Annotated in this window: 24 protein-coding genes; 15 read left to right on the plus strand and 9 right to left on the minus strand. The window is 64.8% G+C overall.

Translation table 11 applies throughout. From position 1 onward, the window contains the following. Positions 1-309 precede the first annotated feature (309 nt). From ACP15K_RS08495 to ACP15K_RS08505, 3 genes are all read left to right on the plus strand, one after another. Positions 310-1,170, plus strand: coding sequence for an ExeA family protein (locus ACP15K_RS08495; protein WP_193139871.1), 861 nt, complete (start codon positions 310-312; stop codon positions 1,168-1,170). Next, on the plus strand, positions 1,167-2,768 hold the full coding sequence (locus ACP15K_RS08500) for a GumC family protein (RefSeq protein WP_193139873.1): 1,602 nt from the start codon (positions 1,167-1,169) through the stop codon (positions 2,766-2,768). Before ACP15K_RS08495 ends, ACP15K_RS08500 begins: the two co-directional genes overlap by 4 nt. 61 nt (positions 2,769-2,829) lie before the next feature. Then, complete coding sequence (locus tag ACP15K_RS08505) at positions 2,830-3,711, plus strand: CpsD/CapB family tyrosine-protein kinase (protein WP_424990283.1); 882 nt, start codon at positions 2,830-2,832, stop codon at positions 3,709-3,711. Here the strand turns inward: ACP15K_RS08505 and ACP15K_RS08510 are convergent. Further along, entirely contained in the window at positions 3,705-5,300 is a 1,596-nt protein-coding gene (locus ACP15K_RS08510; RefSeq protein ID WP_424990284.1) for a hypothetical protein, read from the minus strand. The genes ACP15K_RS08505 and ACP15K_RS08510 overlap by 7 nt on opposite strands. 165 nt (positions 5,301-5,465) lie before the next feature. Here ACP15K_RS08510 and ACP15K_RS08515 point away from each other — a divergent pair, with 165 nt between their 5' ends. The 11 genes from ACP15K_RS08515 (at position 5,466) to ACP15K_RS08565 (ending at position 16,341) form a co-directional block, all read left to right on the plus strand. After that, the gene (locus tag ACP15K_RS08515; RefSeq protein WP_193139879.1) at positions 5,466-5,729 is read left to right on the plus strand and encodes a spike base protein, RCAP_Rcc01079 family; all 264 of its coding nucleotides are present in this window, start codon (positions 5,466-5,468) and stop codon (positions 5,727-5,729) included. Positions 5,730-5,857: 128 nt separating this feature from the next. Beyond that, positions 5,858-6,661, plus strand: a complete 804-nt coding sequence (locus ACP15K_RS08520; RefSeq protein ID WP_193139881.1) for a S49 family peptidase — start codon at positions 5,858-5,860, stop codon at positions 6,659-6,661. Next, positions 6,661-6,831, plus strand: a complete 171-nt coding sequence (locus ACP15K_RS08525) for a hypothetical protein (protein WP_193139882.1) — start codon at positions 6,661-6,663, stop codon at positions 6,829-6,831. The genes ACP15K_RS08520 and ACP15K_RS08525 overlap by 1 nt, the downstream gene beginning before the upstream one ends. Continuing rightward, positions 6,828-7,781, plus strand: a complete 954-nt coding sequence (locus tag ACP15K_RS08530; RefSeq protein ID WP_424990285.1) for a calcium/sodium antiporter — start codon at positions 6,828-6,830, stop codon at positions 7,779-7,781. Before ACP15K_RS08525 ends, ACP15K_RS08530 begins: the two co-directional genes overlap by 4 nt. 16 nt (positions 7,782-7,797) lie before the next feature. Further along, positions 7,798-8,580: an SDR family oxidoreductase gene (locus ACP15K_RS08535; protein WP_424990286.1), complete on the plus strand. Its 783-nt coding sequence runs from the start codon at positions 7,798-7,800 to the stop codon at positions 8,578-8,580. 291 nt (positions 8,581-8,871) lie between these two features. Further along, positions 8,872-10,737: an excinuclease ABC subunit UvrC gene (gene uvrC / locus ACP15K_RS08540; protein ID WP_424990287.1), complete on the plus strand. Its 1,866-nt coding sequence runs from the start codon at positions 8,872-8,874 to the stop codon at positions 10,735-10,737. Positions 10,738-10,901: 164 nt separating this feature from the next. Then, positions 10,902-11,498, plus strand: coding sequence for a polysaccharide biosynthesis/export family protein (locus tag ACP15K_RS08545; RefSeq protein WP_193139891.1), 597 nt, complete (start codon positions 10,902-10,904; stop codon positions 11,496-11,498). A 14-nt stretch (positions 11,499-11,512) separates the two neighbouring features. Beyond that, positions 11,513-13,036, plus strand: a complete 1,524-nt coding sequence (locus ACP15K_RS08550) for a hypothetical protein (RefSeq protein ID WP_193139893.1) — start codon at positions 11,513-11,515, stop codon at positions 13,034-13,036. 111 nt (positions 13,037-13,147) lie between these two features. Beyond that, the gene (gene xrtD / locus ACP15K_RS08555) at positions 13,148-14,755 is read left to right on the plus strand and encodes a VPLPA-CTERM-specific exosortase XrtD (protein WP_424990288.1); all 1,608 of its coding nucleotides are present in this window, start codon (positions 13,148-13,150) and stop codon (positions 14,753-14,755) included. Between the two features lie 44 nt (positions 14,756-14,799). Beyond that, on the plus strand, positions 14,800-15,534 hold the full coding sequence (locus ACP15K_RS08560) for a rhomboid family intramembrane serine protease (protein WP_193139897.1): 735 nt from the start codon (positions 14,800-14,802) through the stop codon (positions 15,532-15,534). Then, the gene (locus ACP15K_RS08565; protein WP_424990289.1) at positions 15,535-16,341 is read left to right on the plus strand and encodes a metallophosphoesterase family protein; all 807 of its coding nucleotides are present in this window, start codon (positions 15,535-15,537) and stop codon (positions 16,339-16,341) included. It abuts the gene before it with no gap. Here ACP15K_RS08565 and ACP15K_RS08570 read toward each other — a convergent pair. The 7 genes from ACP15K_RS08570 to ACP15K_RS08600 all read right to left on the minus strand — a co-directional run bounded on the left by ACP15K_RS08570 (position 16,338) and on the right by ACP15K_RS08600 (position 21,873). Next, entirely contained in the window at positions 16,338-17,126 is a 789-nt protein-coding gene (locus tag ACP15K_RS08570) for a metal ABC transporter permease (RefSeq protein ID WP_193139901.1), read from the minus strand. The genes ACP15K_RS08565 and ACP15K_RS08570 overlap by 4 nt on opposite strands. After that, positions 17,116-17,886: an ATP-binding cassette domain-containing protein gene (locus ACP15K_RS08575; protein ID WP_319022421.1), complete on the minus strand. Its 771-nt coding sequence runs from the start codon at positions 17,884-17,886 to the stop codon at positions 17,116-17,118. Before ACP15K_RS08575 ends, ACP15K_RS08570 begins: the two co-directional genes overlap by 11 nt. Before the next feature lie 79 nt (positions 17,887-17,965). Beyond that, the gene (locus ACP15K_RS08580; protein WP_424990290.1) at positions 17,966-19,402 is read right to left on the minus strand and encodes an FAD-binding oxidoreductase; all 1,437 of its coding nucleotides are present in this window, start codon (positions 19,400-19,402) and stop codon (positions 17,966-17,968) included. Between the two features lie 4 nt (positions 19,403-19,406). Then, positions 19,407-19,889, minus strand: a complete 483-nt coding sequence (locus ACP15K_RS08585; RefSeq protein ID WP_193139904.1) for a DUF6505 family protein — start codon at positions 19,887-19,889, stop codon at positions 19,407-19,409. A 1-nt stretch (position 19,890) separates the two neighbouring features. Beyond that, positions 19,891-20,613 carry a biotin/lipoate--protein ligase family protein gene (locus ACP15K_RS08590; RefSeq protein ID WP_193139906.1) on the minus strand — a complete coding sequence of 241 codons (723 nt, stop codon included), beginning with the start codon at positions 20,611-20,613 and terminating at the stop codon, positions 19,891-19,893. Further along, positions 20,610-21,677: an Mrp/NBP35 family ATP-binding protein gene (locus tag ACP15K_RS08595; protein WP_193139909.1), complete on the minus strand. Its 1,068-nt coding sequence runs from the start codon at positions 21,675-21,677 to the stop codon at positions 20,610-20,612. Before ACP15K_RS08595 ends, ACP15K_RS08590 begins: the two co-directional genes overlap by 4 nt. Position 21,678: 1 nt before the next feature. Beyond that, positions 21,679-21,873 (minus strand): DUF6494 family protein, encoded by a 195-nt coding sequence (locus ACP15K_RS08600; RefSeq protein ID WP_424990291.1) that lies wholly within the window; start codon positions 21,871-21,873, stop codon positions 21,679-21,681. 92 nt (positions 21,874-21,965) lie between these two features. On the opposite strand from ACP15K_RS08600, the gene ACP15K_RS08605 reads away from it, so the two are divergent. After that, the gene (locus ACP15K_RS08605) at positions 21,966-22,703 is read left to right on the plus strand and encodes a hypothetical protein (protein WP_424990292.1); all 738 of its coding nucleotides are present in this window, start codon (positions 21,966-21,968) and stop codon (positions 22,701-22,703) included. Here ACP15K_RS08605 and ACP15K_RS08610 read toward each other — a convergent pair. Then, a complete protein-coding gene (locus ACP15K_RS08610; protein ID WP_193139915.1) occupies positions 22,697-24,655 on the minus strand; it encodes a 4Fe-4S binding protein in 1,959 nt (652 codons plus the stop codon). The genes ACP15K_RS08605 and ACP15K_RS08610 overlap by 7 nt on opposite strands. Positions 24,656-24,910: the final 255 nt, after the last annotated feature.

Below are 24,910 nucleotides of genomic sequence, written 5' to 3' on the forward strand. Positions count from 1 at the left end.
CAAGAATCACACAATCGGGAGGCGAATTTTCGCCCGGAATCGGATCAACCGCCTGTTTGCCAAGCATTTGATTGATGCATCAGGCAAGTTCATCGGCCGGCAGAGGCCGAACAGCCGACCGCGGTCGGCCAGGAAAGCGACATGCATCGCTTGGAATATTTGCGACTTTTTGAACTCTTCCGCGATTAATCCTTCATACGGCTTGAGTTTGCGCATAAGACCCTGTGAGGTTAAGTGTGCTTGTGTGTGTGCCCGAAGGGCGGGAACTCAACGCCGGGTTGCTGGTACTTCAGGTCGGGCTGCGGGATTATGAATACAACTGCTCCAGTAGATATTTACAATACGTTCTTCGGGTTTCACGAGCGTCCGTTCACGCTTGTCCCCGATCCTGACTTCCTGTTCTGGTCGAAGTCGCACCGACTGGCCTATACGATGCTGGAATACGGCATCCTCACGCGCTCTCCGATCACCGTGGTGACGGGAGAGATCGGGGCCGGCAAGACGACCCTGCTGCAACATCTGCTCAAGACGCTGCCCGAGGACGTGCTGATCGGCCTGATCTCGAACGCGCAGGGCGACCGGGGCGAATTGCTGCAGTGGGTGCTGCATTCGGTCGGGCAGAAGTTTGATCCGCACGCCTCCTACGTGCAGTTGTTCCAGCAGTTGCAGGATTTCCTGCTGGAGTCCTATGCCAACGGGCATCGGGTGATTCTGATCATCGACGAAGCCCAGAACCTGAACGTGAACACGTTGGAAGAGCTGCGAATGCTCACCAACATCAACTCGAACAAGGACGAACTGGTGCAGCTTGTCCTGGTGGGGCAGCCGGAATTGCGCAGCCTGATCATGCGTCCCGAACTCAAGCAGTTCGTGCAGCGGGTCGGATCCAGTTTCCACCTGTCAGCCATGTCCGAGGACAACGTCGGCGCTTACATCGCGCACCGGCTGCGGGTGGCGGGCGGCAGCGGGCAGGAATTCAGCCCCAGCGCGATCCATCGCATCTATGAACTTTCGCGGGGCATCCCCCGCCTCGTCAACCAGATCTGCGATCTGGGATTGGTCTATGCCTTCTCGGCAGAGGAACATGTGGTGACCGAAGAAACCATTGAAAGCGTGCTGAAAGACGGCGTCTTCTTTGGTGCTTCGAGCCTGGAAGGAGATCAGGCATGAAGCTTGACCTAAAATATTACCTGCGCGTTTTCATGCGCCGCAGCCCGTACTTCATCCTGATCACGGCGCTGTTCTCCTCGATCGGCTTCTCGATCGCGATGTTGCTGCCCGCCGAATACGAGGCCCGCGCGACGCTGCTGGTGGAAGCCGAACAGATCCCGGCCGCTCTGGCCGCCTCTACCGTGCAGGTACAAGCGGCCGAACAGCTTCAGATCATCGAACAGCGTCTTCTGACTCGCGCCAACCTGCTCGACATGGCCAACCGTCTGGGGCTGTACGCGGACAGCGATCAGGGCAGCGCGCCGACCGCGACTGCAATCGTGACGGATATGCGCAACCGCACCACCTTCCGGGCCACCAATACAGTCAAACCGTCCTCACGTCGAAACGCACCCGCCACGACGCTTCTGACGATCACTTATCGCGGCGATTCACCGGCCAAGGTTGCGGAAGTCACGAACGAATTCGTGACCCTGGTGCTTCAGGAAAACGTCGAGATCCGCACCGAACAGGCGGGCGACACCCTGGAGTTCTTTGAACAGGAAGTGGATCGGCTCGGGACCGAGCTGGACACCCAAAGCGCCCGTCTTCTGGAATACGAAGCCCAGGCCGGTCTGGCCCTGCCCCAGCACCTGGAATACCTGCGCAATCGCCTTGCCAGCCTGAACACCGGGATCGATACGCGCGCGCGTCAGATCGTGGTTCTGGAAGATCAGAAGAAACGGCTGGAAGATCTGTTCCGCCTGACCGGCGGCGTTGCCGGCGCAGGGGCTGGTGGTCAGATGACTCCCCGGCAGCAACAGCTCGAAGCGGCACGCCAGGCCCTGTCGGATGCCGAACTGATCTATTCGAAGACCAACCCCAAGCTCACCATGCTGGCGGCCAAGGTCAAGCAGATTGAAGATCAGGTCGCCGCCGAAGCCGTGACGGCCAGCGGTCTGGCCGATGAGGTCGAAGATCAGAAGATGTCCCAGCAGGAAGCGCAGTTCCGCGCCCAGCTGTCGGACCTCGATTCGCAAGTTGAACTTCTGCGGTCGGAAATCGAGGAACTGAACGCCGAGATTGCCGGGATCGAGGCCTTGATCCTCGAAGCCCCTGCCAACGGTGTCGGCCTGTCCAAGCTACAGCGCGACTTCAACAACACGCAGGGCCAGTACAACACCGCCGTTGCACGCCTGTCCAAGGCCGCCACCGGCGAACGGATAGAACTGCTCGCCAAGGGTCAGCGCATTTCGGTGATCGAACAGGCCATCCGCCCCGACCGTCCGTCCAGTCCGAACCGTCCGCTCATCATGGCAGGCGGCGTCGGCGCCGGCATGGCCACGGGTCTGGGCATCATCCTGCTGATGGAACTGCTGAACAAGTCGATCCGGCGTCCGGTGGAACTGACCAACAAGCTGGGAATCACCCCGATTGCGGTGCTGCCCTATATCCGGACCGACCGTGAAATCTTCGTCAAACGTATGATGGTATTCGGCGCAATTGCCTTCTTTATCATCTTCATCCCCCTTGGCATGTACGCCATCCACACGCTGGTCGTCCCCCTGGAAACGATTCTGGAACCGTTTCTGAACCGGGTCGGCTATTCGATGATCTGATCGCGACGCACTTGTGTGCCCGTACGCGGGTGCTGGCGGGGCTCTGAACAAAGGCTTGGCAATGGAACGACTTCAAGACGCCCTCAACCGGGCACGCGAACGGCGCAACGAAACCATCGGCACACAGCAGACGCCGCCGAAGGACAAGGCCGCGCCGGTTGCAGAGACCGCCCCGGACCAGGCGCAGACGCGAGACACGGTTAAACCCGCCCCTGTCGATGACGCCGTCCTTTCGGCCTGGCGCGCCCTGCCGCAACTGGCCCCGAACGAAGAACTGTACCGCACCAACCGGCTTGTGTCCTTCTTCGGCGGCAAGCAGGCCGCCGAGATCGACATGATGCGGACCAAGATCCTGCAACAGGCCAAGGCCAACAACTGGCATCGCATCCTGGTGACCTCGCCCACGCCCCGTTGCGGCAAGACCACCGTGACCGCGAATCTGGCGTTCTCGCTGGCCCGGCAAACCGACCTGCGGATCCTGGTCATCGAAACCGACATGCGCCGCCCGGAAATGGCGCGGGTGCTGGGAATCAAGGAAAACATGGCCTTCGCCCGCGTGCTCAGCGGGCAAGAGCCGGCGGAATACCACATGGTGGCCTATGGCAGTAACCTCGCCTTCGCCACCAACCAGGTGCCCGCCGCGAACTCCTCCGAACTGCTGCAAAGCAGCAAGGCGCGGGAGGCGCTGAAGAAGGTCGAAGAGACCTATGCCCCCGACATCATCCTGTTCGATGCGCCGCCTGTTCTGGCGTCCGACGACACCGTCGGGTTCCTGGAATACGTGGATTGCAGCCTGATGGTCGTCGCCGCCGAGGTGACCTCGATCGAGGAGATCGACGTGGCGGAAACCCAGATTGCCGCCGTGACCAACGTGCTGGGCGTGGTGATGAACAAGGTGCGCTACACGGCAGGCGGTTACGGCTACGACAACGCCTATTACTGATCCGTGCCATCGGCGCGGACCGTCACCAGAACCAGCGGCCCTTTCTGGGACTTTCGCGCGACATGCGTGACGGGGCCGTTCGCCGTGACATAGCCCAGCCCTGATTTGCGCAGGGTCAGGACGGCGCCGCCACCGTGGTCGCGGCGCAGCACCCAACCGCCAGACGCTCCCGCCTCGAAACTGTCGGTCCAGGCCGCCTTGGGCCAGATCAGCGGATCGGCATAGGGATCGCCGGGATCGGTGCGGTAATTCATGGATCGCGGGACGGGATCGCCGGGCTGCGCATAGTCGCGGTTCTGGAACAGCGGCAGGCTGACCGAGAAGAACGACGGCGCCGAGAGATGTACGCCGTTGTCGGCAATCACCGCGACCTCGATTCGGGAAGGACGCGGCGTCGTGGGTGGCGCCACCGTTGCCGGATCATGCCAATCCATCTCGATGGTCACGCGGCCACCGCGCGCATCCTCGGGAAGGATTCGCACCTTTTCCGGATCGCCCTTTACCACCACCCAATGGAACGTCAGCTCGCGCCCGGAAGGATCTTCGGTGCCCGTCACATCCAGCGTGATGTCACGACGGCTGGACAGCCCGCGCCATGCCCGCCCGATGGCCGTGGACGTGGTGAACAAAACTTCACCCAGGTTGCCAGCCAGGAAATCGCGGCCCGGCACGCCCGAAAAATCCCGAACCACACTGAGCTTCACCACCGGCGGCAGCGCATCCGGGGCGATGGAATTGGCCAGCGCCACCATCACCGACGGCCGCAGCAGATTGCCCGCAAACGCAGTGGGATGCGCGCGCGCCGTCAGATAGTCGGCATCCGAGCGCACGCCGGACAAGCTGCGCCGCAGGATCATCTGGGCGGTTGGCGCCAGCAGTCCCATGGCCTCGGCCCGCGCGCGGGTTTCCGGTTGCAGGGCGGCCAGCGCCTCGGCCACCGCTTCCATCACCGGGCGGTCGGTGCGCGACGACCCCTGCGACAACGCGAAATGCGGCGTCATGGCAAACATCCGGTCGCCCTTGTCAACATCGTGATCGCGATGCTCGGGATAGACGTAGAAATGGTTGGACAGATACAGCGTGTTGGCGCGGCTGGCGTCGGCCTGGCTGCCGGTCGCCATGCGCCCGATGGACCGTTCCAGCGGCCCCTTGGTGAAGGCGGTCGAGGAATTGCCGATCACCGGAAGCGAGAATGTCATCCGCCCCGCCAGCCCGTGATCCAGCATCTGGGTCAGGAAGGCCTGATCGTAGACCACGCGGGCCATCTGTGGAAAAGCGCCGGGTGCCAGCGCCGAATGCCCACGGTCGCGATTGTCATACAGCACCCCGGCCAGACCCGCCGCCTTGCCCTGTGCATAGAGCCGTCGCAATTGCCCGGCCACCGGGTCGCTGCGGGTCGGATCGACGATGGGCAGGGCGGCCATGGCGGGATCGGGCAACAGGTCCACCAGCCACTGGTCGCGCAGCGCCTGCCGGCGCGTGTTGGCCGAGGTGACAGGAGCAATGCCATCGGCCACGGGGGCCGCGACCTGCGCCATCCCCGTCCCGGCGCCGCCCGCCAGACAGACCAGCGCAACCGCGCAACGCACGGTGGCTTTACAGAAGGTTAAACCGATCTTCCGACAGTTGTTCCGCATAAAGACGTCATCCGCTTGTGGCCTTACCCTTCTGGCACAGTCTGCGCCCGATGCCACCGGCGGTTCAACACCTTGCACGCTGACCCCGGCCCCCTGTGGCCAACAACGGAGATCCCAATGGCTGACCTTTTCGCTGATACCGCCCCTGGCCTGACCTCGCCCGCGATCGATGGGGCCATGGTGGCACCGCATGATTCCAACCCCTTGGGCCATGTCTGCCGCGCCGTCTATGTGGGCGGCGGCGGCGACATCCGGGCCGAACTGGTGTCGGGCGCGCAACTGACCTTCTCGGCCGTGCCCGCCGGATCGATGCTGCCCATGCGCGCCACCAAGATCCTGTCGTCGGGCACCACCGCCAGCGGCCTTGTCGCCTTGTGGTAGGGTCGCGCTGCGACGCTGTGCACAATCTGTGCGCAGCAGGACACGGGCCCCGGCAAACTGCCGGGGCCTTTGCGTATTGAAGGCGCGGACAACTTGTTGTTCGGCAGGGCGCACTCTATGTGCTGAGCATGAAGAAATTTGTGCCCTTTCTGAACCGCCCTCCGCGCGTGGCCGTCGTCCGGCTGTCCGGCATCATCAACGGCGCCGGCTCCGGCACCTCTGGCCTGAGCGACGAAACCCTCGCGCCGCTGCTGGAACGCGCCTTTGCCAAGCACAAGCCCGTGGCCGTGGCCCTGTCGATCAATTCACCCGGCGGCAGCCCGGTCCAATCCTCGCTGATCGGCGCACGCATCCGGCGGCTGGCCGAGGAAAAGGACATTCCGGTCTTTGCCTTCGTCGAGGATGTCGCCGCCTCGGGCGGCTATTGGCTGGCGGCCGCGGCGGACGAAATCTGGGTCGATCCCAGTTCGGTGGTCGGCTCCATCGGCGTGATCTCGTCTTCCTTCGGGGCACATGAGTTCATCGCCCGACACGGGGTCGAGCGGCGGGTTCATACCGCGGGCACGTCGAAGAGCATGCTGGACCCCTTCCGCCCCGAAAAGGAAGACGACGTCGCCCGGCTGAATGTCATCCTAGAAGACATCCACACGGCCTTTATCGATCACGTAAAGGCGCGGCGCGGCGCGAAGCTGGATCTTGATCAAGATCTGTTCAACGGCAACGTCTGGCTGGGCCAGCGTGCCATCGCCGTGGGGCTGGCGGACGGCATCGGCCATCTGGTTCCGAAGATGAAGGAACGCTTCGGTCCCAAGGTGAAGTTCCAGAAGTACGGACCCAAGAAGGGCCTGCTGCGCCGGTTCGGGGTGCAGGCCGTCGAAGGCGCGCTGCACGGCATCGAGGAGCGCGCGCAGTTTGCCCGCTTCGGGCTCTGATGTTGGTCAAGATCGTCACTTTCTTCCTGATCGGCATGGCGGTTCTGGCCATGTTCGGTCGCCTGCGCCTGCCCGGACAGCGCAAGCTTGAGGCGCGCAAGTGCCCCAAGTGCGGTGCCTACCGGATCGGCAAGGGCCCCTGCCCCTGCAAGGACAAGAAATCTTCATGATGGATTGGGTATTTGTCGCGCTTGGCCTGGTGATCCTGTTGCTGGCCGGCGACGCGCTGGTGAAGGGTGCGGTCAACCTCAGCCTGCGTCTGGGCGTTCCGGCCCTGATCGTCAGCCTGACCATCGTCGCCTTCGGAACTTCGGCGCCCGAACTGCTGATCTCGATCAACGCGGTGCTGGACGATGCGCCAGGGATCGCACTTGGCAACGTGGTCGGCTCGAACACCGCCAACATCCTCCTGGTGCTGGGGATACCGGCGATGATGAAGGGGCTGGCCACCTCGGGCTGCGACACGCGGCACAGCTATCTTCTGATGCTCTTGGCCTCGATCGTGTTCATAGCGCTGTGTTTCGCAGGGCCGCTGACCTGGATGCACGGCGTGCTGCTGTTGGCGGGCCTGACGTTCATGCTGGTGGATCAGGGGCGCCGCGCCCACAATCACCGCAATGCCGCCGCCCTTGTCACCGAAGATCCCGAGGAACTGGAAGGCGCCGATCCCAGCCTGCCGGGCTGGCGCATCGCGCTGCTGCTGGTGCTGGGCCTGATCGGTCTGCCGCTGGGTGCCGATCTGCTGGTTGACGGTGGCATCAACATCGCCCGCCGCTTCGGCATCAGCGAAACCGTGATCGGCCTGACCCTGATCGCCATCGGCACTTCGCTGCCCGAGCTGGCCACCACCGTCATGGCCGCGTTCCGCAACAAGGCGGATGTGGCGCTTGGCAATGTCATCGGGTCGAACATCTTCAACCTTCTGGGCATCATCGGCGTGGCCAGCCTGTTCGGCGCCATCCCGGTCGACCCCGAGTTCCTGAGCCTGGACCTGTGGGTGATGCTGGCGGCCTCTGTGCTGATCGCACCGTTCGTGTTCCTGAAATGGAACCTGACGCGTGGCTGGGGTGTGCTCTTGACCGTGATATATCTGGGCTACCTGAGCATTCTGCTCGTCTGACCCGAAGGAGATCACCATGGCCGAAGCTGCACTTGTCACCGGAGCGGGCAAGCGCCTTGGACGCGCCATGGCCCTGGCCCTGGCCGACGCCGGACATGACGTTGCGGTCCACTATGGCACATCGCGCGGTCCCGCCGAGAAGGTGGTCGCCGAGATTGTGGCCAAGGGACGCAAGGCCGTCGCTCTGGGCGCGGACCTGCTGGACGAGGCGCAGACCGTACCGCTGATCGGCCGCGCTTCTGCAGCGCTTGGCGCGCCGCTGACGGTTCTGGTGAACAACGCCTCGATCTTCGAACACGACGATCTGGACACCGCGACCCGCGACAGCTGGGACCGGCATCTGGAAAGCAACCTGCGCGCGCCATACGTCCTGACCCAGGCCTTTGCCCGCCAGGTGCCACCGCCCGACACAGATGCGCAGGGCGAGCCCGTCGCGCGCGGCCTGGTGGTCAACATGATCGACCAGCGCGTGCACAAGCTGACCCCCGAGTTCAGCACCTACACCATCGCCAAGATGGGTCTGTGGGCCTTCACGCGCACCGCCGCCATGGGGTTGGCGCCCAAAATACGGGTGAATGGCATCGGCCCCGGCCCGACCCTGCGGGGGGGGCGTCAGTCGGCCGAAGATTTCGCCCGCCAACGCGCCCTGACCCCGCTGCATCGCGGGGCCAATTCCGAAGATATCACCGGAGCGTTGATGTATTTCCTGACGGCCAAGGCAGTCACGGGACAGATCCTCTGCGTCGATGGCGGCCAGCATCTGGCATGGAAAACGCCGGATGTAGAAGGGGTTGAATGACCATTCTCAAATGCAAGTTTTGCACCGCACACGGGCCGTCACATCCTTGTCACGAAAACGTTAAGCTTCTCATGCACTTATACTCTGGTTGAACTTTTTAAGCTGCGAAATCAATGACTTGGAAAACAGCCTAATTTTTAGGCAAACCGGGGAAGTGCCGTCCTGACAAGGGAAAAACCGGATACCCCGAAACTTGCCAACAGAGTTATCCACAGAAACCGTGGACATGTTCGCCCTTGTGATCGACCGCGAATGGTTGCAGCGACATGAGGGAATCGAGTTGATGGATCCATGCCCGAAACACCGCCCCCCGCCCCCGCCAAAACCGGCCATGATTGCATTCAGGAATACCTGAAAACGCTGGACAGCTCGCCCGGCGTCTACCGGATGCTGGATGCGGAAAGCCGGGTGCTCTATGTGGGCAAGGCGCACAACCTGAAGGCGCGGGTTTCGAATTATGCCCGCCCGTCCGGACACAGCCGCCGGATCGAACGCATGATCTCGGAAACCGCGTCGATGATGTTCCTGACCACGCGCACCGAGACCGAGGCGCTGTTGCTGGAACAGAACCTCATCAAGCAGCTCAAGCCGCGCTACAACGTGCTGCTGCGCGACGACAAGAGCTTTCCGAATATCCTGGTCACCAAGGATCATCCCTTCCCGCAGATCCGCAAGCATCGCGGCCGCAAGTCGGTCAAGGGCAGTTACTATGGCCCCTTTGCCAGCGCCGGCGCGGTGAACCGGACCCTGAACCAGTTGCAGAAAGTGTTTTTGCTGCGCAACTGCTCGGACGCGATGTATTCCAGCCGGACCCGCCCCTGCCTGCTTCATCAGATCAAGCGCTGTGCGGCGCCCTGCACCGGCGAGATCAGCGAACAGGACTATGCCGGGCTGGTGGCCGATGCCGAACGCTTCCTGTCGGGACGCTCGACCAAGGTGCAGGAAACGTTGGCCGCACAGATGGCGGAAGCCGCCGAGGCCATGGAATTCGAACGCGCCGCCATCCTGCGCGACCGCATCAAGGCGCTGACGCAGGTGCAGACCGCGCAGGGCATCAACCCGCGCGGCGTGCCCGAGGCCGACGTGGTCGCCCTGCACATGGAAGGTGGGCAGGCCTGCGTGCAGGTGTTCTTCATCCGCGCCAACCAGAACTGGGGCAACAAGGATTTCTATCCGCGCGTGGCCGAAGCCGAGGCGTCCGAGGTGCTGCAGGCGTTTCTGGGGCAGTTCTATGACGGCAAGCAGCCACCGCGCCGCCTGATCCTGTCCCATCCCATCGACGATCCCGACCTGATGGCCGAGGCGTTGAGCCAGAAGGCCGGGCGCAAGGTGGCCATCGACGTACCCAAACGTGGCGAGAAGGCCGAACTGGTGTCCGGTGCCGCCCGCAATGCCCGCGAGAGCCTGGCGCGCAAGATGGCCGACACCGCCACGCAGGGCAAACTGTTGCGCGGTCTGGCCGAGGCGTTCGGCCTCGACACCCCACCGCAACGGGTCGAGGTCTATGACAACTCGCATATCCAGGGCACCAATGCCGTCGGCGGCATGATCGTTGCCGGTCCCGACGGGTTCGAGAAAAGCGCCTATCGCAAGTTCAACATCAAGGGCGAGGAGCTGACCCCCGGCGACGATTTCGGCATGATGACCGAGGTGCTGACCCGCCGGCTGTCGCGGCTCATCAAGGAAGATCCCGACCGGCAGAGCGGCAGCTGGCCCGACCTGCTGCTGATCGACGGCGGTCCGGGACAGGTCAGCGCCGTGCAGAAGGTGCTGGAAGAACTGGGCGTGCCCGACATCGCCATGGTCGGGGTTGCCAAGGGCGTCGACCGCGATGCCGGCAAGGAAGAGTTCCACCGCCCCGGCCAGCGCCCCTTCGCACTGCGCCACAATGATCCGGTGCTGTATTTCATCCAGCGCCTGCGCGACGAGGCGCACCGCTTTGCCATCGGCACCCATCGCGCCAAGCGTGCCAAGTCGATGAGCGCAAATCCGCTGGACGATGTGCCCGGTGTCGGCGGGGCGCGCAAGCGGGCGCTGCTGGCGCACTTCGGGTCGGCAAAAGCGGTGACACGCGCAAATCTTTCCGATCTGAAGGCCGTTGACGGGATTTCAGACGCGCTGGCGGAAACCATCTATGATTTTTTCCACGCGGGATAGGTGCCGGATTTGCGCGAAGGACGCCGGTCAACCTGTTGCACGCAAATGACGATTGCCGGGTGAATTGGCGCTGCGGCAACAAAAGCCTTTCCCCCCTGCCGACCCTGTGGCTTGCTGCACCCAAACGGCCCCCAGGGCGACAACTTTCTGAGAGGCAGCGAGCCATGAGATTTCTGATCGGGATCATTGCATTCGTGATGATGGCGACCGCAAGCGCGGCGCAAAACTACACATTGCAGGTGGGGGACCGTGTAAACGTCGAGGTTCTGGAGGACGCCAGTCTGAACCGTACCGCGATGGTTCTGCCTGACGGCAACATCACCTTTCCCTTCGCCGGGACGATCCGCGCCTCTGGCCGCACCGTGACCCAGGTTCAAAGCAGCCTCGCCACCGCCCTGGCCCCGAATTTCGCAACCAAGCCCACCGTCTTCGTGTCGATCGCCCAGCTGAACTCGCCGCCCGTCGCCGGTTCGTCGGGGTCGTCGATCAAGATCTACGTTCTGGGCGAGGTGAACCAGCCCGGCGAGAAAACCATCGACAGTGACCTGAACTTCCTGCAGGCGCTGGCTGTGACCGGCGGTTTCACCAACTTCGCCGCAACCAAACGGGTTCAGCTGCGCCGCACCGATCCGAAAACCGGTCAGGAACTGGTCTATACCTTCAACCTGAAAGAAGCCGGCAAGGGCGCCGCGATTTCCGGCAACGCCCGCCTGCGCGACGGCGACGTCATCCTGGTGCCCGAACGCCGCCTGTTCGAGTGAGAGGAAGACTTTCCGTGAAACGCATGCGCCCAGCCATCGCTCTGGGGCTGGCAACGGGACTGGGCGTGGCGGCGGTAACCGCCGCAGCCCAGTCGACGACTCCCGCCCAGACCGCGACTTCGGCCCTCTCCACGGGGACCAACCCGATCAACAATTCGGCGGTTCGCAACGTGAACCGGAACCAGCCATTCCGCCAGTTCTTCCTGACGGGTGCCCGGCCGGGGTTCAGCCGCCTGTCGCTGGGCGCGCCGGGACGGCGGCAGACGGCCAGCTACAATACCAACCTGGAATTCAACGACAACTACGACCTGCGTGAGGATTCGCTCGGCAACGCGCTGATCTGGAACAACATCCTGGGCTACGGAATCGAACGCCGGACCCTGACCGACGAATTCACCTTTGACGGCGCGGTCAATGTCCGCGCAACCGATCTGCCGACCTTCGGAAATGATGTCGAAGCCGACGACTGGCGGTTCAATCTTGGCTATCTTCGCGTTGTCGGCGACAATTCCCTAGATTTCGATGTGCGCTACCAGAACGTCGATGTGGCCTTCTTCAACCCGCTGAGCGATCTGGATATCAACGGCAACTTCGACGACACGTTTGGCGAGGGCCGCCGCGAATCGATGCGCGGCAACTTCGGGGCCTCGCTCAACCAGGACGGACCGGTCAGTTTCGATCTGGTCGGTTATCTGTCCCGCGTCAATTTTTACGACACCACTGATCCCAGCCTGAACGACCGCGATCGCGCAGACATCGCCGCTGACTTCGGCTTCGCGCTGTCGCCGATCCTGAAGCTGACCGCGGGCGGCTTCTATGGTCGCCGCATCGAAGACGACGCCGACGACTTGGACTCGACGCACCGCCGGTTGAACTTCGGAATGGATGGTCTGGTCAATCAGCGGATGCGCCTGCGGGCCTGGGTCGGATATTCCGAGGTCGATACGAAACGGAATTCGGGCGACAAGTTCCAGTCGGGTTATGTCGGCGGGATCAACGTGACCGTGGCCCAGAAGAACGGCGATCTGCGCTTCGGGGCCTCGACCCGCTACGACGAGAATGGCCTGCGTTTGGATACCACCGTCGGCAAATCGCTGAACTGGGCTTCCGGAAGCCTGGACGGCAACATCGGCGTTTCGGGATCCGACACCACGGATCTTCGTCTGATCGGCGATCTTGCCTATACCTACAATCTGCGCAACGGACAGTTCTGGGCCGATTTCGCCCAGATCACCGGGGTCGACCAGAACGGCGACAACGTGATCAACTCGGCGCTGGACCTGGGCTATCGTCAGGCGATCAACCGCGTGTCCTCGTTCAACGTGGGCGTTGGCGGAGCCCTGCAGCGCTACGACAACTCGGGCAAGACCGAGAAGGATCGCTTCAACGTCACCGCCGCCTACAACCACGCCCTGACCCGCGACTGGAGCCTGAACACCGGCTATCGCTATCGCCTGCGCGATACCGAGAGCCAGAACCGGGCGCAATCCAACGCGGTTTTCCTGGGGCTGGGTCGCAATTGGCAATCGGATCTCTGAACGCAACCGTAACTGACCAACAATCATGTTACCGTTGGGGGTAATGCTTTTGACCCGTCGTTATTATATGACGGGTCAGAGTGTGCTGATATTTGTACGGGAAATTGTTGGATGAGTGTGATTGGAGATCCTAAGTCGCCGACCGTGTCGATTGCCGGCCTGCCGCTGAACCCCGTGGGCTTCGGTGCCTTCGTCCTTTTGATCCTTGTGTCGATCCCGTTCTTCCTGGCCGGGTTCGTCGAACTGGCCGTGAACTGGGCGACGCCGGAATACAGCCACGGGCCCCTGATCCCGATCATCTCGCTTTACCTGTTCCTGCGCGAAATGCGCCGCGTGCCCCAGGTCGGGTACGAACCCGATGCACAGCGCTGGCAGGGCTTGCTGGTGCTGCTTCTGGGTCTGGTGATCGCCGGCTTCGGCAACCTGGTGCTGATCCCCGACATCGTGGCCTATGCCTTCATCATCTGGGTGATGGGCGTGGTGCTGGTGATCTTCGGGTGGGAGCGCGGCAAGACCCATTGGGCGCCGGTGCTGCATCTGGTCTTCATGCTGCCCCTCCCCCAGTTCATGTATTGGCAACTGTCGATCTTCCTGCAGGGTATTTCCTCGCAGATCGGGGTCTGGTTCGTGGAACTGGCGCAGATCCCGGTATTCCTGGACGGCAACATCATTGATCTGGGCATCTACAAGCTGCAGGTCGCCGAGGCGTGCTCGGGCCTGCGCTACCTGTTCCCGATCCTGTCGTTCTCCTACCTGTTCTCGATCCTGTATCGCGGGCCGATGTGGCACAAGGCCGTGCTGCTGCTGTCGGCCGCACCGATCACCGTGCTGATGAACTCGTTCCGAATCGGCATGATCGGCATTCTGGTGAACTACTACGGCATCGAACAGGCCGAGGGCTTCCTGCACTTCTTCGAGGGCTGGGTGATCTTCCTGTCCTGTGTCGGCATTCTGTTCCTGATGGCGATCTGCCTGCAGCGGCTGACGCCGAACCCGCTGCCGCTGGCTGACGCCATCGATCTGGACACCTCCGGGTTTGGTCCGATCCTGGCGCGGGCGCTGATCATGGTGCCCAGCGTCGCGCTGATCCTGGCCATCGGCATGTCCGGGACAATGTCGCTGCTGTGGCTGAACGCCCCCAGCCCGCAGCATGTCGTGCCCGACCGCACGCCCTTCATGCTGTTTCCGCGCGAGATTGACGGCCGCTATGCGTCGTTCGAATCGCTGTCGCCCAGTGTCGCGGCGGTTCTGGATGCCGATGACTATGTCACTGCCAACTACACCCGTGACAGAGAGATGCCGATCAACTTCTTTATCGCGTACTACGAGAACCAGACAGAAGGCGGCGGCATCCATTCGCCCGAAGTCTGCCTGCCGGTTGGTGGCTGGGAAGTGTTCAGTCTCGCCCCTTATGAGTTGAGCTTCCCCGACACCGTCTATGGCACCTTCGAAGTCAACCGGTCGGTGATCCAGAAGGGGCTGAGCAAGCAGTTGGTCTACTACTGGTTCGAGCAGCGCGGCCGTCGCATGACCAATGATTTCGCGGCCAAGTTCACCGTGGTCTACGACAGTTGGACCCGGGGCCGTCTGGATGGTGCCCTGGTACGTTTCGTCACCCCCATCGCGGATGAGGACGGCGGCGAGGCCGCGGCAGAGGCCCGTTTGCAGGCCTTCATGGCGGAAGCGCTCAAGAAATTGCCGCGCTACGTGCCCGAGTGAGCGACAGTACCCGAAACCCCACCTCGGGGCGTGGATTGGCTGCAATGATCCCGCGCCGCTATCGCGGCGGGCAGCATTGGGGGCCCGAGGGCGCGGCCAGGGGGCCGCGCTTCCTGCTGTGGGGGATGCCAATCTCGCTTCTGGCGATCATGGTCCTGACCATCCTGATCGAGGCCGCGCTGACGGCAGGCGACCACAACCTGATCCTGGGCACCGCGACCCGTGGCTTTGCCTATCTGCTGGGGGCGTTCCACAACTCGCTTCTGCATGGCGCCCGCGAGGTGTTCCCGGGCCAGAGCGTCAGCATGTTCATCACCTATGCCTTCATCCACGGCGGGCCGGTGCATCTGATCGTCAACATGGTGGCACTGGCCAGCTTCGGCATGGTGATCGTCCAGCGCATCGGACAGAAGCGGTTTCTGGTGGCCTATCTGTTGTGCGCCATCGGTGGCGCTGCGGGGTTTGGCCTGCTCAGCAACAGTCCGGCCCCGATGGTCGGCGCCTCGGGGGCGCTGTTCGGCCTGGTGGGCATCTGGGTCTGCTGGGACTACCTGGATCGCCGCCATTATGGCGACCCGCTGTGGGTCACGCTGCGGGCGCTGGTGTTCCTGGTGCTGTACAATCTCGTGTTCTTCCTGCTGCTGCACGGCAGCCTGGCCTGGGAAACCCATCTGGGCGGCTTCGTCACCGGCTGGCTGCTGGCGATCTACTGGGGCCGCCGGGTTCTGCCGGAAAGCCGCCGCCGCCGCTTTGGCTCGGAAGAGCGTCCCGACGCGTGAATGGCCCTCCCGATTGACAGATTGCGGCGCGGTCTTGCCGCCCTGCGTCCCGGCGCCGAACGGGATTTCGGCGGCGCGTCCGCCCCTTCCCCAGACCGCCCCGCCTATGTTGTGGGTGACGTTCATGGCTGCGCTGGCCTGCTGTCGTCCCTGCTGGCCTCCATCGAATCTGACAAGGCGGCGCGCGGCTGGTCCGACGCGGATCTGGTGCTGGTCGGCGACTACGTGGATCGCGGCCCCGACAGCCGGACCGTGCTGGCCGATCTCATGGCGCGCCAGTCCCAAGCGCCGGACTGGGTGCATTGCCTGCGTGGCAACCACGAGGCGATGATGCTGGACTTCCTGGCCGATCCTGCCCGCGCCGGCCCGACCTGGCTGCACAACGGCGGCCGCGAGACCCTGCTGAACTTCGGCGTGACCGTCCCCCGCCGCCTGTCCGATCCCGAGGAACTGGAGGCCCTGGCCGCTGCGGCCCGCGCGGCGATCCCGGCGACGGTGATAGACTGGCTGCGCGATCTGCCCTTGCTCTGGCGCAGCGGCGATCTGGTGGTCGCCCATGCCGGGCTGCATCCGGACCGCACGCCCGAGGACCAGACCGAGGTCGACCTGCTGTGGGAAGCGCCGCTGTTTCGCCAGGTTGCGCGGCGGGACGGGCTTTGGGTCGCCTACGGCCATCGCATCACCGTGCCGCCCGTGGCCGAAGCCGGGCGAATCAGCGTCGATACCGGCGCTTTCGCCTATGGCGTGCTGAGCTGCGCGGTTCTGGCACCGGGCGCAGCACCCCGGTTTCTGCAGGCCACGGCCTAGCCCCGGCGCGCCCGGACCCCGGCGGTCAGGGCGAAAAGCCCGGTGGCCACCGCCACGATCGACGGCCCGGTCGGCGTGTCCGCCACCATCGACAACCACAACCCCAGAAGCGCCGACAGCGCCCCGGCGGCCACGGCCAGGGCAGCCATCCATTCGGGCGTGCGCGCCAAGGGCCGCACCGTCGCCGCCGGAATGATCAGCATGGCCGAGATCAGCAGCGCCCCCACCACCTTCAGCGAAACCGCCACCACCACCGCCAGCGCGACGGTCAGGATCAATTGCTCGCGGCGCGGGTCGATGCCGCTGGCATGGGCCAGATCGGCGTTCAGCGTCGCCGTCAGCAGCGGCGCCCACCGCCAGGCCAGCAACCCCAGCACCAGTGCCGCACCGGTCCAGATCACTGCCAGATCGGCCTTGCCCACCGCCAGGATATCGCCCAGCAGCACCCCCATCAGGTCCACGCGCAGGCCGGGGATCAGGGCCATCACCACCAGCCCCACCGCCAGCCCGCCATGGGCAAAGACGCCCAACAGCGTGTCCACCGGATAGCCGCGCGCTGACAGGCCAGTCACCGCCAGCGACAGCACCAGCGCCACCGCCAACACGCCTGCGAACAGCGAAAAGGAAAAGGCGAAGGACAGGGCCACCCCCAGAAGGGCGGCATGGGCCGTGGCATCGCCGAAATAAGCCATCCGACGCCAGACGATGAAACAGCCCAGCGGACCTGCGGCCACTGCGACGCCGACCCCGGCGATGGCCGCGCGGATCAGGAAGTCATCCAGCATGATGGTCCCCGTCACCATGGGAATGATCGTGACCGCAGTTGTGGTCCGCATCATGGGCGTGGTCATGGGTGTGGCGATACAGGGCCAGCGTGCCCCGCGTGCCCATGCCGAACAGCGCCCGGTATTCCGGGGCCGAGGCCACGATCTCGGGCGTGCCATGACAACAGATGTGGCCGTTCAGGCAGATCACCCGGTCGCTTGCGCTCATGACAACGTGCAAATCGTGGCTGACCATCAGCACCCCGCAGTTCAGCACCTGCCGCAGATCTTCGACGATTTCGTAGAAGGCGGCGGTGCCGGGCTGGTCCAGCCCGCGGGTGGCCTCGTCCAGCACCAGAAGATCGGGCTCCATCAGGATGGCGCGGGCCAGCAGCACGCGCTGGAACTGCCCGCCCGACAGGCCGGTCATCGGCTGATCCTCGACCGCGTCGCTCAGCCCGACCTGGGCCAGCGCGCGGGCGCGGGACAGCCGGTCATGCGGGTGCGGCAGCGCCAGAAAGCGATGCACCGGCATCGGCATCGACGGATCAATGTGCAGCGATTGCGGGACATAGCCGATGCGCAGCTTCGGCGCCCGGACCACCTTGCCCCGGTCCGGCCGGATCGCCCCGATCAGCGTTTCCAGCAGGGTCGATTTGCCCGAGCCGTTCGGCCCGACGATGGTCACGATCTCGCCGCGATCGACGCTCATGTCCACGCCGTCCAGAACCAGACGGCTGTCCCGGAACACCGAAACCGAGTTTGCAGATAACAGGGCCACGCGCACCTCCGCCGGGTTCCCAAGGCGCATCTTCATGCCGGGACCCGGCGCAAATGTCCATTCCGTTTCGCAGGTTGCCCTAGGCCTGCAACGGCCCGCCATTGCCCAGATCGAAAATCTTGCCGGGGTTCATGATGTTCAGCGGATCCACCGCCCCCTTGATCGCCCGCATGACCGCGATGGCCTCGGGCCCCAGTTCGCGCGTCAGGTAGGGCATCTTGCCCTGTCCGATCCCGTGTTCGCCGGTACAGGTCCCGTCGAGGGAAATGGCCAGATCGGCCAGCCAGTTCAGAAAGCTCTTTACCCGCTCTACCTGACCGGCATCGCTGTCGTCCAACGGCACCAGCATGTGGAAATTGCCGTCGCCAACATGGCCCAGAACCGGCGTCATCAGGCCCATCCCGGCGGCCTTGTCCCGGGCGCGGCCAACGCAATCGGCCAGCGACGAGATCGGAACGCAAACATCGGTGGAGACCGATTTGAGCCCCGGAATCAGGGTGTGGAACGCCCAATAGGCATCATGGCGTGCCTGCCAAAGCTTGGCCCGTTCCTGCGGGTTGGCCGTCCAGCGGAACCCCTGCCCGCCGTGTTCCTCGGCGATCAGGCCAAAGGATTCCGCCTGCTCCGCCACCCCAGCCGCCGAGCCGTGGAATTCCAGAAGAAGCATCGGCGTTTCCGGCAGGCCCAGTTTGGAATGCAGGTTTACAGCTTTCACCGACAGCGCATCCATCAACTCCATCCGCGCGATCGGCAGCCCCATCTGAAGGGCCTCGATGGCGGTGTTGCAGGCGTCTTCGACGGTTGGGAACGAACAGGTCGCCGCCGAGATCGATTCGGGGATGCCGTGCAGCCGCAGGGTCAGTTCGGTGATGATGCCCAGCGTGCCTTCCGAGCCGACCAGCAGCCGCGTCAGGTCATAGCCGGCCGAGGTTTTCCGCGCCCGGTGGGCCGAAGTCATCACCTCGCCGTTGGGCAGCACCGCTTTCAGCCCCAGCACCGCGTCGCGCATCGTGCCATAGCGCACCGCGCAGGTGCCCGAGGCCCGCGTCGCCGCCATGCCCCCCAGCGAGGCATCGGCGCCGGGATCGACCGGAAAGAACAGCCCCGTGTCGCGCAGATAGGAGTTCAGGGCCGAACGGGTCACGCCGGGCTGCGCCCTGCAATCCAGATCGGCCGCGTTGACTTCCAGCACCTGGTCCATGGCCGACATGTCGATGCTGATGCCACCGGCGGGCGCGTTCAGATGCCCTTCCAGCGAGGTTCCCGTGCCATAGGCTATCACCGGCACGCGGGCGGCGGCACAGGCCCGCACCACCGCCTGCACCTCTTCGGTGTTGTGGACGAAGACCACCGCGTCGGGGGCCTGTGTTGCCAGCCATGTCGTGGTGTGGCCGTGCTGGGCGCGAATCGCGGCGCCGGTCTGCACCCGGTCGCCCATCTGGCCGCGCAGGGTGTCGATCACGCCGGCAACTGCCGCTGCGTCGCGCGGCGGCAGGGTGACGGTGTCTGAAGGCATGGGTCTACTCCGGCTCTGCATCCCCGTGGATGGCGAACTGGTCCAGCCCGGCCTGTTGCGGCGGGATGAACCGATAACTTTCCCGGACGCCGGCCTCGGTCAACTCGCGGCTGACAGTCAGCAAGGTGTTGGCGGGATGCTCGTCGCACAGCGCCGCCATGTGGTCCAGTTCTTCTCGCGCCACCGGCAGGGCGGCCTCGACCGAGGGCGCGCCGTAATAGGCCACGAAATGCGCGGCGAGGCATTGCTCCAGCGCGGTGCGTTCGGCGGGTTCGACCTGGGTGACGGCGACCACGGTAACCCGGCCGAAGGTTTCGATGCCCAGCCAGCCGTTGGCAAAGGCCTGTCGCGCCTTGCCGGCCAGATCGGCCTCGGACCAGTTGGAGAATTCAAACCCGCCTGAGACCGCCCATTCGCCGGTGCGGGCGGGGGTGTGGAACACGTTTCGGTCGCTATCGTCGAAGTGGATGGCGCGGGCGAGTTTCATGTCAGTCCTCCAGAAGCGTCGTCAGCGGGATCAGATGGGTGGTCTCGGCATCGCGCAACAACAGGCCAAAGTCCTCATCCACCCCCAGGAAGGTGCCGCGGCGACCCCGGATGTCCACCTGTTCGCCGATGTCACGGGCAATGCCGCGCCAGTCGTCATGCAGAACGCGGGCGCCGCCGTCCTCCCAACGGTTGATCCAGACCAGCATGTGCCGGGTCCAGGCTTCCAGAAGGTGGACCGGCTGAACGTCGACGCAGCCTTCGGAATACAGCGTGGTGGTATCTGGGGTCAGGCCGGGATCTTCCGACAGTTCCATCAGCGGCAGATCCAGCCCGAGGATCAGCCAGTCGGGCACGGCATCGGCGGCATCGGTCGCCGCCGCCACCCGCAGACCACCGCAGCGCGCACCGTTCAGGTACAGCGCCCCGTCCCAGCCCACATGCACCGCCACTTCGGGCGGAGCCAGCGCGCCAAGGGCATTCTGGAACCCCACCGCCGCCAGTGGCAGCATGGACAATGCCTGTGCCAGCGGCACCTCGGGGGCCAGAACCACGGCGGCGCGCAGCCGGTCGGCCTGCACGTTGTGGACCACCAGCCCGGCATCGCAGCCGCGCGCGGCCTGCATCCGGGCGGTATCGAACGGATCGGTTGCGCCGGTGACCGCCAGGCCGGAAAACAGCGGCGGAAACACCGGGTCGCCAGGAGGAGCGTCCAGATCGGTCATGCCTGCCCGGCCTCCACCAGCTTGCGGGCCACATCGCGAAAGCCCTGCGCCTGCGGCCCGTCGGGCTGGGTCACCACGATCGGCGCACCGCCATCGGCGGCCAGCCGGATTTGCAGATCCAGCGGGATCTCGGCCAGCAGGGGCACGCCCATCTTGGCGGCCTCGGCAGCAACACCGCCATGGCCAAAGACATGCTCTTCATGGCCGCATTGCGAACAGATGTGGGTCGACATGTTCTCGATCATGCCAAGGATCGGCGTGTTCAACTGACGGAACATGTCCACGCCCTTGCGCGCGTCCATCAACGCTACGTCCTGCGGCGTCGAGACGATCACCGCGCCGTCAATCTTCGCCTTCTGGCACAGGGTCAGCTGCACGTCGCCGGTGCCGGGCGGCAGATCGACGATCAGCACGTCCAGCGCGCCCCACTGCACCTGCGTCAGCATCTGTTGCAGCGCCCCCATCAGCATCGGGCCGCGCCAGACCACCGCCTGATCGTCGTTGGTCATCAGGCCGATGGACATCATGGTGACGCCATGGTTGCGCATTGGCAGGATGGTCTTGCCGTCGGGCGAGGCCGGCCGGCCCGACACCCCCAGCATCCGCGGTTGCGAGGGGCCGTAGACATCGGCATCCAGCAGCCCGACGCGGCGGCCTTCGGCGGCCAGCGCGCAGGCCAGGTTGGCCGAGACCGTCGATTTCCCGACCCCGCCCTTGCCCGAGGCTACGGCGATGATCCGGGCGATGCCCGGCACCGGCTGCGGGCCATCCGGCTCGGCCCGCCGTCCCGGCTTCAGGTCCGGCGGCGGGGCCTTGGCGGCATGGGCGGTCATCACGATGGACACCGCCGTGACGCCTTCGACCCGCTTCACCGCGCCTTCGGCGGCCTCCTTGATCGTGCCATAGGCCGCGGCTTCCTGCGCGGCCACCTCCAGCACGAAGCGCACCACCCCGTCGGAAACATCCAGCGCGCGCACCACGCCTGCGGCCACGATGTCGGTGCCGCCACCGGGCACATGGATGGATTTCAGCGCCTCAAGTACAGCGTCCCGCGTCGCGGCCATCTCAGGACCCGGACCCGATCTTGCCGGTCACCACGTGTTCAAGATCCAGCCCTTCGACGGTCAGGACCACCTTGGCCTCATAGGACTGGCCCGGTGCGGCCCCCTTGTCGCGCAGGGCCTCTTCGATGGCCTGCTGCGAGGTCACGCCCACCTGCTTGAGGAATTTGCGCATGCTCATGTTGAAGTCGTCGTTCATCGGGTCTCTCCGGTTCTACGTGCCAATTGACGGACGCGGCTGTTCGCGCCTAGCCTGATGCGCAGGCTGTCTAAGGGAGAAGCCTGTTGCGCATGTTGCTGAAAATGCTCGCTCTCGGGCTGAGCCTGACCTTTTTCCATCCCGCCTTGGCGCAGGACAAGACCCTGTTGCTGACGGTCCCGTCCGAGATCGCCGACAGCGGGCTGTGGCGGTACATCCTGCCGCGTTTCGCCCTGAAGACCGGGGTACGGGTGACGCTGGGCGCGGATGGCGAGATGGAACTGACCGCCGCGCCGGGCGGGGCGGCGGTGCTGCAATCGCCGCAGGCGCGCTATGCCGTGGCCCGCGTCGAAGGCCCGCACGCGGCACGTTTTGCCGACTGGCTGCGCTCGGACGTGGGTCGCCGCACCATTGCCAGTTTCACACCCGAGGACGGCGATATCGCCTTCAGCGCCCCCGAAGCCGGGGCCGTGGATGACACCACACCGGTGTTCGACGGCGACGCGGCACGGGGCGAGGTTCTGTCCTATTCCCATTGCGGGCGTTGCCATGTGGTCGGCGCGCGCAACCGGATGAACGGGCTGGGCTCGACCCCGTCTTTCGGCGTGCTGCGGTCGATGGACGACTGGTCGCGGCGGTTCGAAGCCTTCTATGCCCTGAACCCGCATGGCGCCTTCACCCAGATTGCCGGGGTCACCCCGCCCTTCCCCGAGACCCTGCCGTCGCCGATCGCGCCGGTCGAGATGAGCCTCGACGATCTGGAAGCCATCCTGGCCTTCGTGTCCGTGCTGGCACCGGCCGATCTGGGCGCGCCCTTGCAGCATCAGTGATCCTTGCGGTCCGAGAGGTAGTCGTCGGTGGTGCGCGGGCGGCGCGGCTCGCCCATGGCGAAGGGATTGTCGGTGGCCTTGAACTGGGCGTTGACGCGGCAGTCGTCGCACATCTGGATCATCCGCAGCGCGTCGGGCCGGGCGAACATGGCATGCTGGCCGGCCAGTTTCTCGGTGACTTTCTCGATCGTGGATTTCACGCCGAACAGCTTGCCGCATTCCACGCAGGCAAAGGGTTCTTCCTCGTTCAGCACCTGCTGTGACAGGGCTGCGTCGGACAGGTCCAGCTGCGGCTTGAGGGTAATGGCATCCTCGGGGCAGACCGTGCGGCAGATGCCGCATTGCAGGCAGGCGTCCTCCTGGAACCGCAGTTCCGGCCGGTCGGGATTGTCCAGCAGCGCGCCCGAGGGGCACAGCGACACGCAGGACAGGCACAGGGTGCAGGCATCGGTGTCCACCAGGACTGCGCCATAGGGCGCGGTGTCGGGCAGTGGCAGCGGTGCTTCGATGCCGGGGTTCAGCGCCTGGGCGGCCAGACGCGCCACCTGCCGCCGGCTGCCCATGGGCAGAACCGGCGCGGGCGCCGGGGCCGCCGGGGCGACACCGTACAGCAGATCGCACAGGGCGTCGGGCTCGGCCGGGTCCAGCAGCCGCAGCTTGCCCGGCCCGGCGATGGCCGCGGCCAGGTGGGTTTCGCTTTCCAGCGCCTCGCGTTCGGTTGTGGGGGCCAGTAGAAGGTCGACGGCAACAAAGCCGCAGGCCAGCGCCGCCAGCTGTTCTGCATGACCAAACCCGGAAATCCGATCCAGTTCCAGCGGCAGCACATCGGCGGGCAACCCACGGCCATGCCGCGCGGCCAGACGGATCATCTCGGCGCCGTGGTCCGCGTCATGGACCAGCAACCGGGGGGCTGTGCCGCCGGCGCTGCGATACGCGCGGGAGAGAACTTCGATCCGGCGGGTCAGATCTTCAAACGACGGATCCTCGAAACTGATCGCACCCGACGGGCACAGGGCCGTGCACATGCCGCAGCCGGCGCAGACCATCGGGTCGACGCTGACATGATCGCCATCGGGGGTGAGAGCTCCGGCCGGACAGGCATTCAGGCATTTGGAACAGCCAACCTGCCCGGCGCGGGTATGCGCACATAAAGACGGTTCCAGATGCAGGTAAAGCGGTTTCTCGAAAATCCCCGACATTTGAACGGCTTCGGTCAACAAACGGGCCACGGCGAGCGGATCGCGCGGATCGGCCCTCAGGTAACCTTCGCGTTTCTGCGGTGCCGGAACGAAGGCCGGGCCGCCGGTCAGGTCGATCAGCAGGTCGCATCGGGAGCGCCCGCCATCCTGCGGCGGGCCGAATCGGCGCGCCCCGCGACCGCCCGGCTCCATCTGTTGCAGAGCATCCAGGCGCACATCGAAGCCGCCAAGCGCCCCGGAAACGGATTTGATCTGCCCGCGCACCACGTCGAAATCGCGGGTTTCCGGCGGATCGGTGGCGTCGGTCAGACACAGGGTCACGCTCAGGGCAGCGGCCAGTTGTTCGGCGGCCTGCACCGCCCCCTCGCCCGCGCCGACGATCAGGCACAGCCCTTCCGAGGTCACATCAAGGGTCTTGCGGGCGGCGCGCGGCAGCAGCGCCTCGGCCAGCAGCGCGGCCTGCTTCGGGCCGGCTTTCGCCCCCTCGTCCGACCAACCGGCGCGGTCGCGCAGATCAACGAAAACCGGTTCGGGGGCGCCAAGCTCTTCGGCCAATTCCTCAAACAAAGCATGCTCTTGCTGACATGCCAGTACAACCTCGCCCGCCTCCAGCGCCTGCGCGGCCTGTTCCAGATTGCGGGTGCACAGCGCTTCGACGGGACGCGCGCAGGGCAGGCCGGTGGCCTCTGACAATGCCTTGGCGTCCAGTGTCTGGCTGCCCAGACAGGTACACAGCAGGACCGATTTCGTCATGTGTCTTTCCCCCCTCGCAGCGTTACCCGCCGCGTCGTTGCCGCAGGTAGGCACATTCCCGAGGCAGGGTAAAGCGCCGACCGGCGCCACCCCCGCCGGATAGGACCTTCGTCGCCCCCTGTCCGGAACTTTCCATCTCGAGCGGTGAAATCGCGGGTCCATTCGTCACGGATGGTTAGGATTTGGCACAATTTTCTTGCCGGAAGCGGGGCGAACGCGCCATAGTTTTCAGACAGCGCACCAAATGCGCGTCAG

Origin of the sequence: Fluviibacterium sp. S390, assembly GCF_049800695.1 — a bacterium.
GTDB lineage: Bacteria > Pseudomonadota > Alphaproteobacteria > Rhodobacterales > Rhodobacteraceae > Meridianimarinicoccus.

What these genes read in the sequence shown, in the direction of transcription:
- ACP15K_RS08520 (WP_193139881.1), top strand. Translation starts at nt 5,858, where the DNA reads ATGAAGAAATTTGTGCCCTTTCTGAACCGCCCTCCGCGCGTGGCCGTC.
- ACP15K_RS08500 (WP_193139873.1), top strand. Translation starts at nt 1,167, where the DNA reads ATGAAGCTTGACCTAAAATATTACCTGCGCGTTTTCATGCGCCGCAGC.
- ACP15K_RS08560 (WP_193139897.1), top strand. Translation starts at nt 14,800, where the DNA reads ATGATCCCGCGCCGCTATCGCGGCGGGCAGCATTGGGGGCCCGAGGGC.
- ACP15K_RS08585 (WP_193139904.1), bottom strand. Translation starts at nt 19,889, where the DNA reads ATGAAACTCGCCCGCGCCATCCACTTCGACGATAGCGACCGAAACGTG.
- ACP15K_RS08605 (WP_424990292.1), top strand. Translation starts at nt 21,966, where the DNA reads ATGTTGCTGAAAATGCTCGCTCTCGGGCTGAGCCTGACCTTTTTCCAT.
- xrtD (WP_424990288.1), top strand. Translation starts at nt 13,148, where the DNA reads ATGAGTGTGATTGGAGATCCTAAGTCGCCGACCGTGTCGATTGCCGGC.
- ACP15K_RS08495 (WP_193139871.1), top strand. Translation starts at nt 310, where the DNA reads ATGAATACAACTGCTCCAGTAGATATTTACAATACGTTCTTCGGGTTT.
- ACP15K_RS08525 (WP_193139882.1), top strand. Translation starts at nt 6,661, where the DNA reads ATGTTGGTCAAGATCGTCACTTTCTTCCTGATCGGCATGGCGGTTCTG.
- ACP15K_RS08565 (WP_424990289.1), top strand. Translation starts at nt 15,535, where the DNA reads ATGGCCCTCCCGATTGACAGATTGCGGCGCGGTCTTGCCGCCCTGCGT.
- ACP15K_RS08590 (WP_193139906.1), bottom strand. Translation starts at nt 20,613, where the DNA reads ATGACCGATCTGGACGCTCCTCCTGGCGACCCGGTGTTTCCGCCGCTG.
- ACP15K_RS08570 (WP_193139901.1), bottom strand. Translation starts at nt 17,126, where the DNA reads ATGCTGGATGACTTCCTGATCCGCGCGGCCATCGCCGGGGTCGGCGTC.
- ACP15K_RS08600 (WP_424990291.1), bottom strand. Translation starts at nt 21,873, where the DNA reads ATGAACGACGACTTCAACATGAGCATGCGCAAATTCCTCAAGCAGGTG.
- ACP15K_RS08515 (WP_193139879.1), top strand. Translation starts at nt 5,466, where the DNA reads ATGGCTGACCTTTTCGCTGATACCGCCCCTGGCCTGACCTCGCCCGCG.
- uvrC (WP_424990287.1), top strand. Translation starts at nt 8,872, where the DNA reads ATGCCCGAAACACCGCCCCCCGCCCCCGCCAAAACCGGCCATGATTGC.
- ACP15K_RS08545 (WP_193139891.1), top strand. Translation starts at nt 10,902, where the DNA reads ATGAGATTTCTGATCGGGATCATTGCATTCGTGATGATGGCGACCGCA.
- ACP15K_RS08530 (WP_424990285.1), top strand. Translation starts at nt 6,828, where the DNA reads ATGATGGATTGGGTATTTGTCGCGCTTGGCCTGGTGATCCTGTTGCTG.
- ACP15K_RS08610 (WP_193139915.1), bottom strand. Translation starts at nt 24,655, where the DNA reads ATGACGAAATCGGTCCTGCTGTGTACCTGTCTGGGCAGCCAGACACTG.
- ACP15K_RS08580 (WP_424990290.1), bottom strand. Translation starts at nt 19,402, where the DNA reads ATGCCTTCAGACACCGTCACCCTGCCGCCGCGCGACGCAGCGGCAGTT.
- ACP15K_RS08595 (WP_193139909.1), bottom strand. Translation starts at nt 21,677, where the DNA reads ATGGCCGCGACGCGGGACGCTGTACTTGAGGCGCTGAAATCCATCCAT.
- ACP15K_RS08505 (WP_424990283.1), top strand. Translation starts at nt 2,830, where the DNA reads ATGGAACGACTTCAAGACGCCCTCAACCGGGCACGCGAACGGCGCAAC.
- ACP15K_RS08535 (WP_424990286.1), top strand. Translation starts at nt 7,798, where the DNA reads ATGGCCGAAGCTGCACTTGTCACCGGAGCGGGCAAGCGCCTTGGACGC.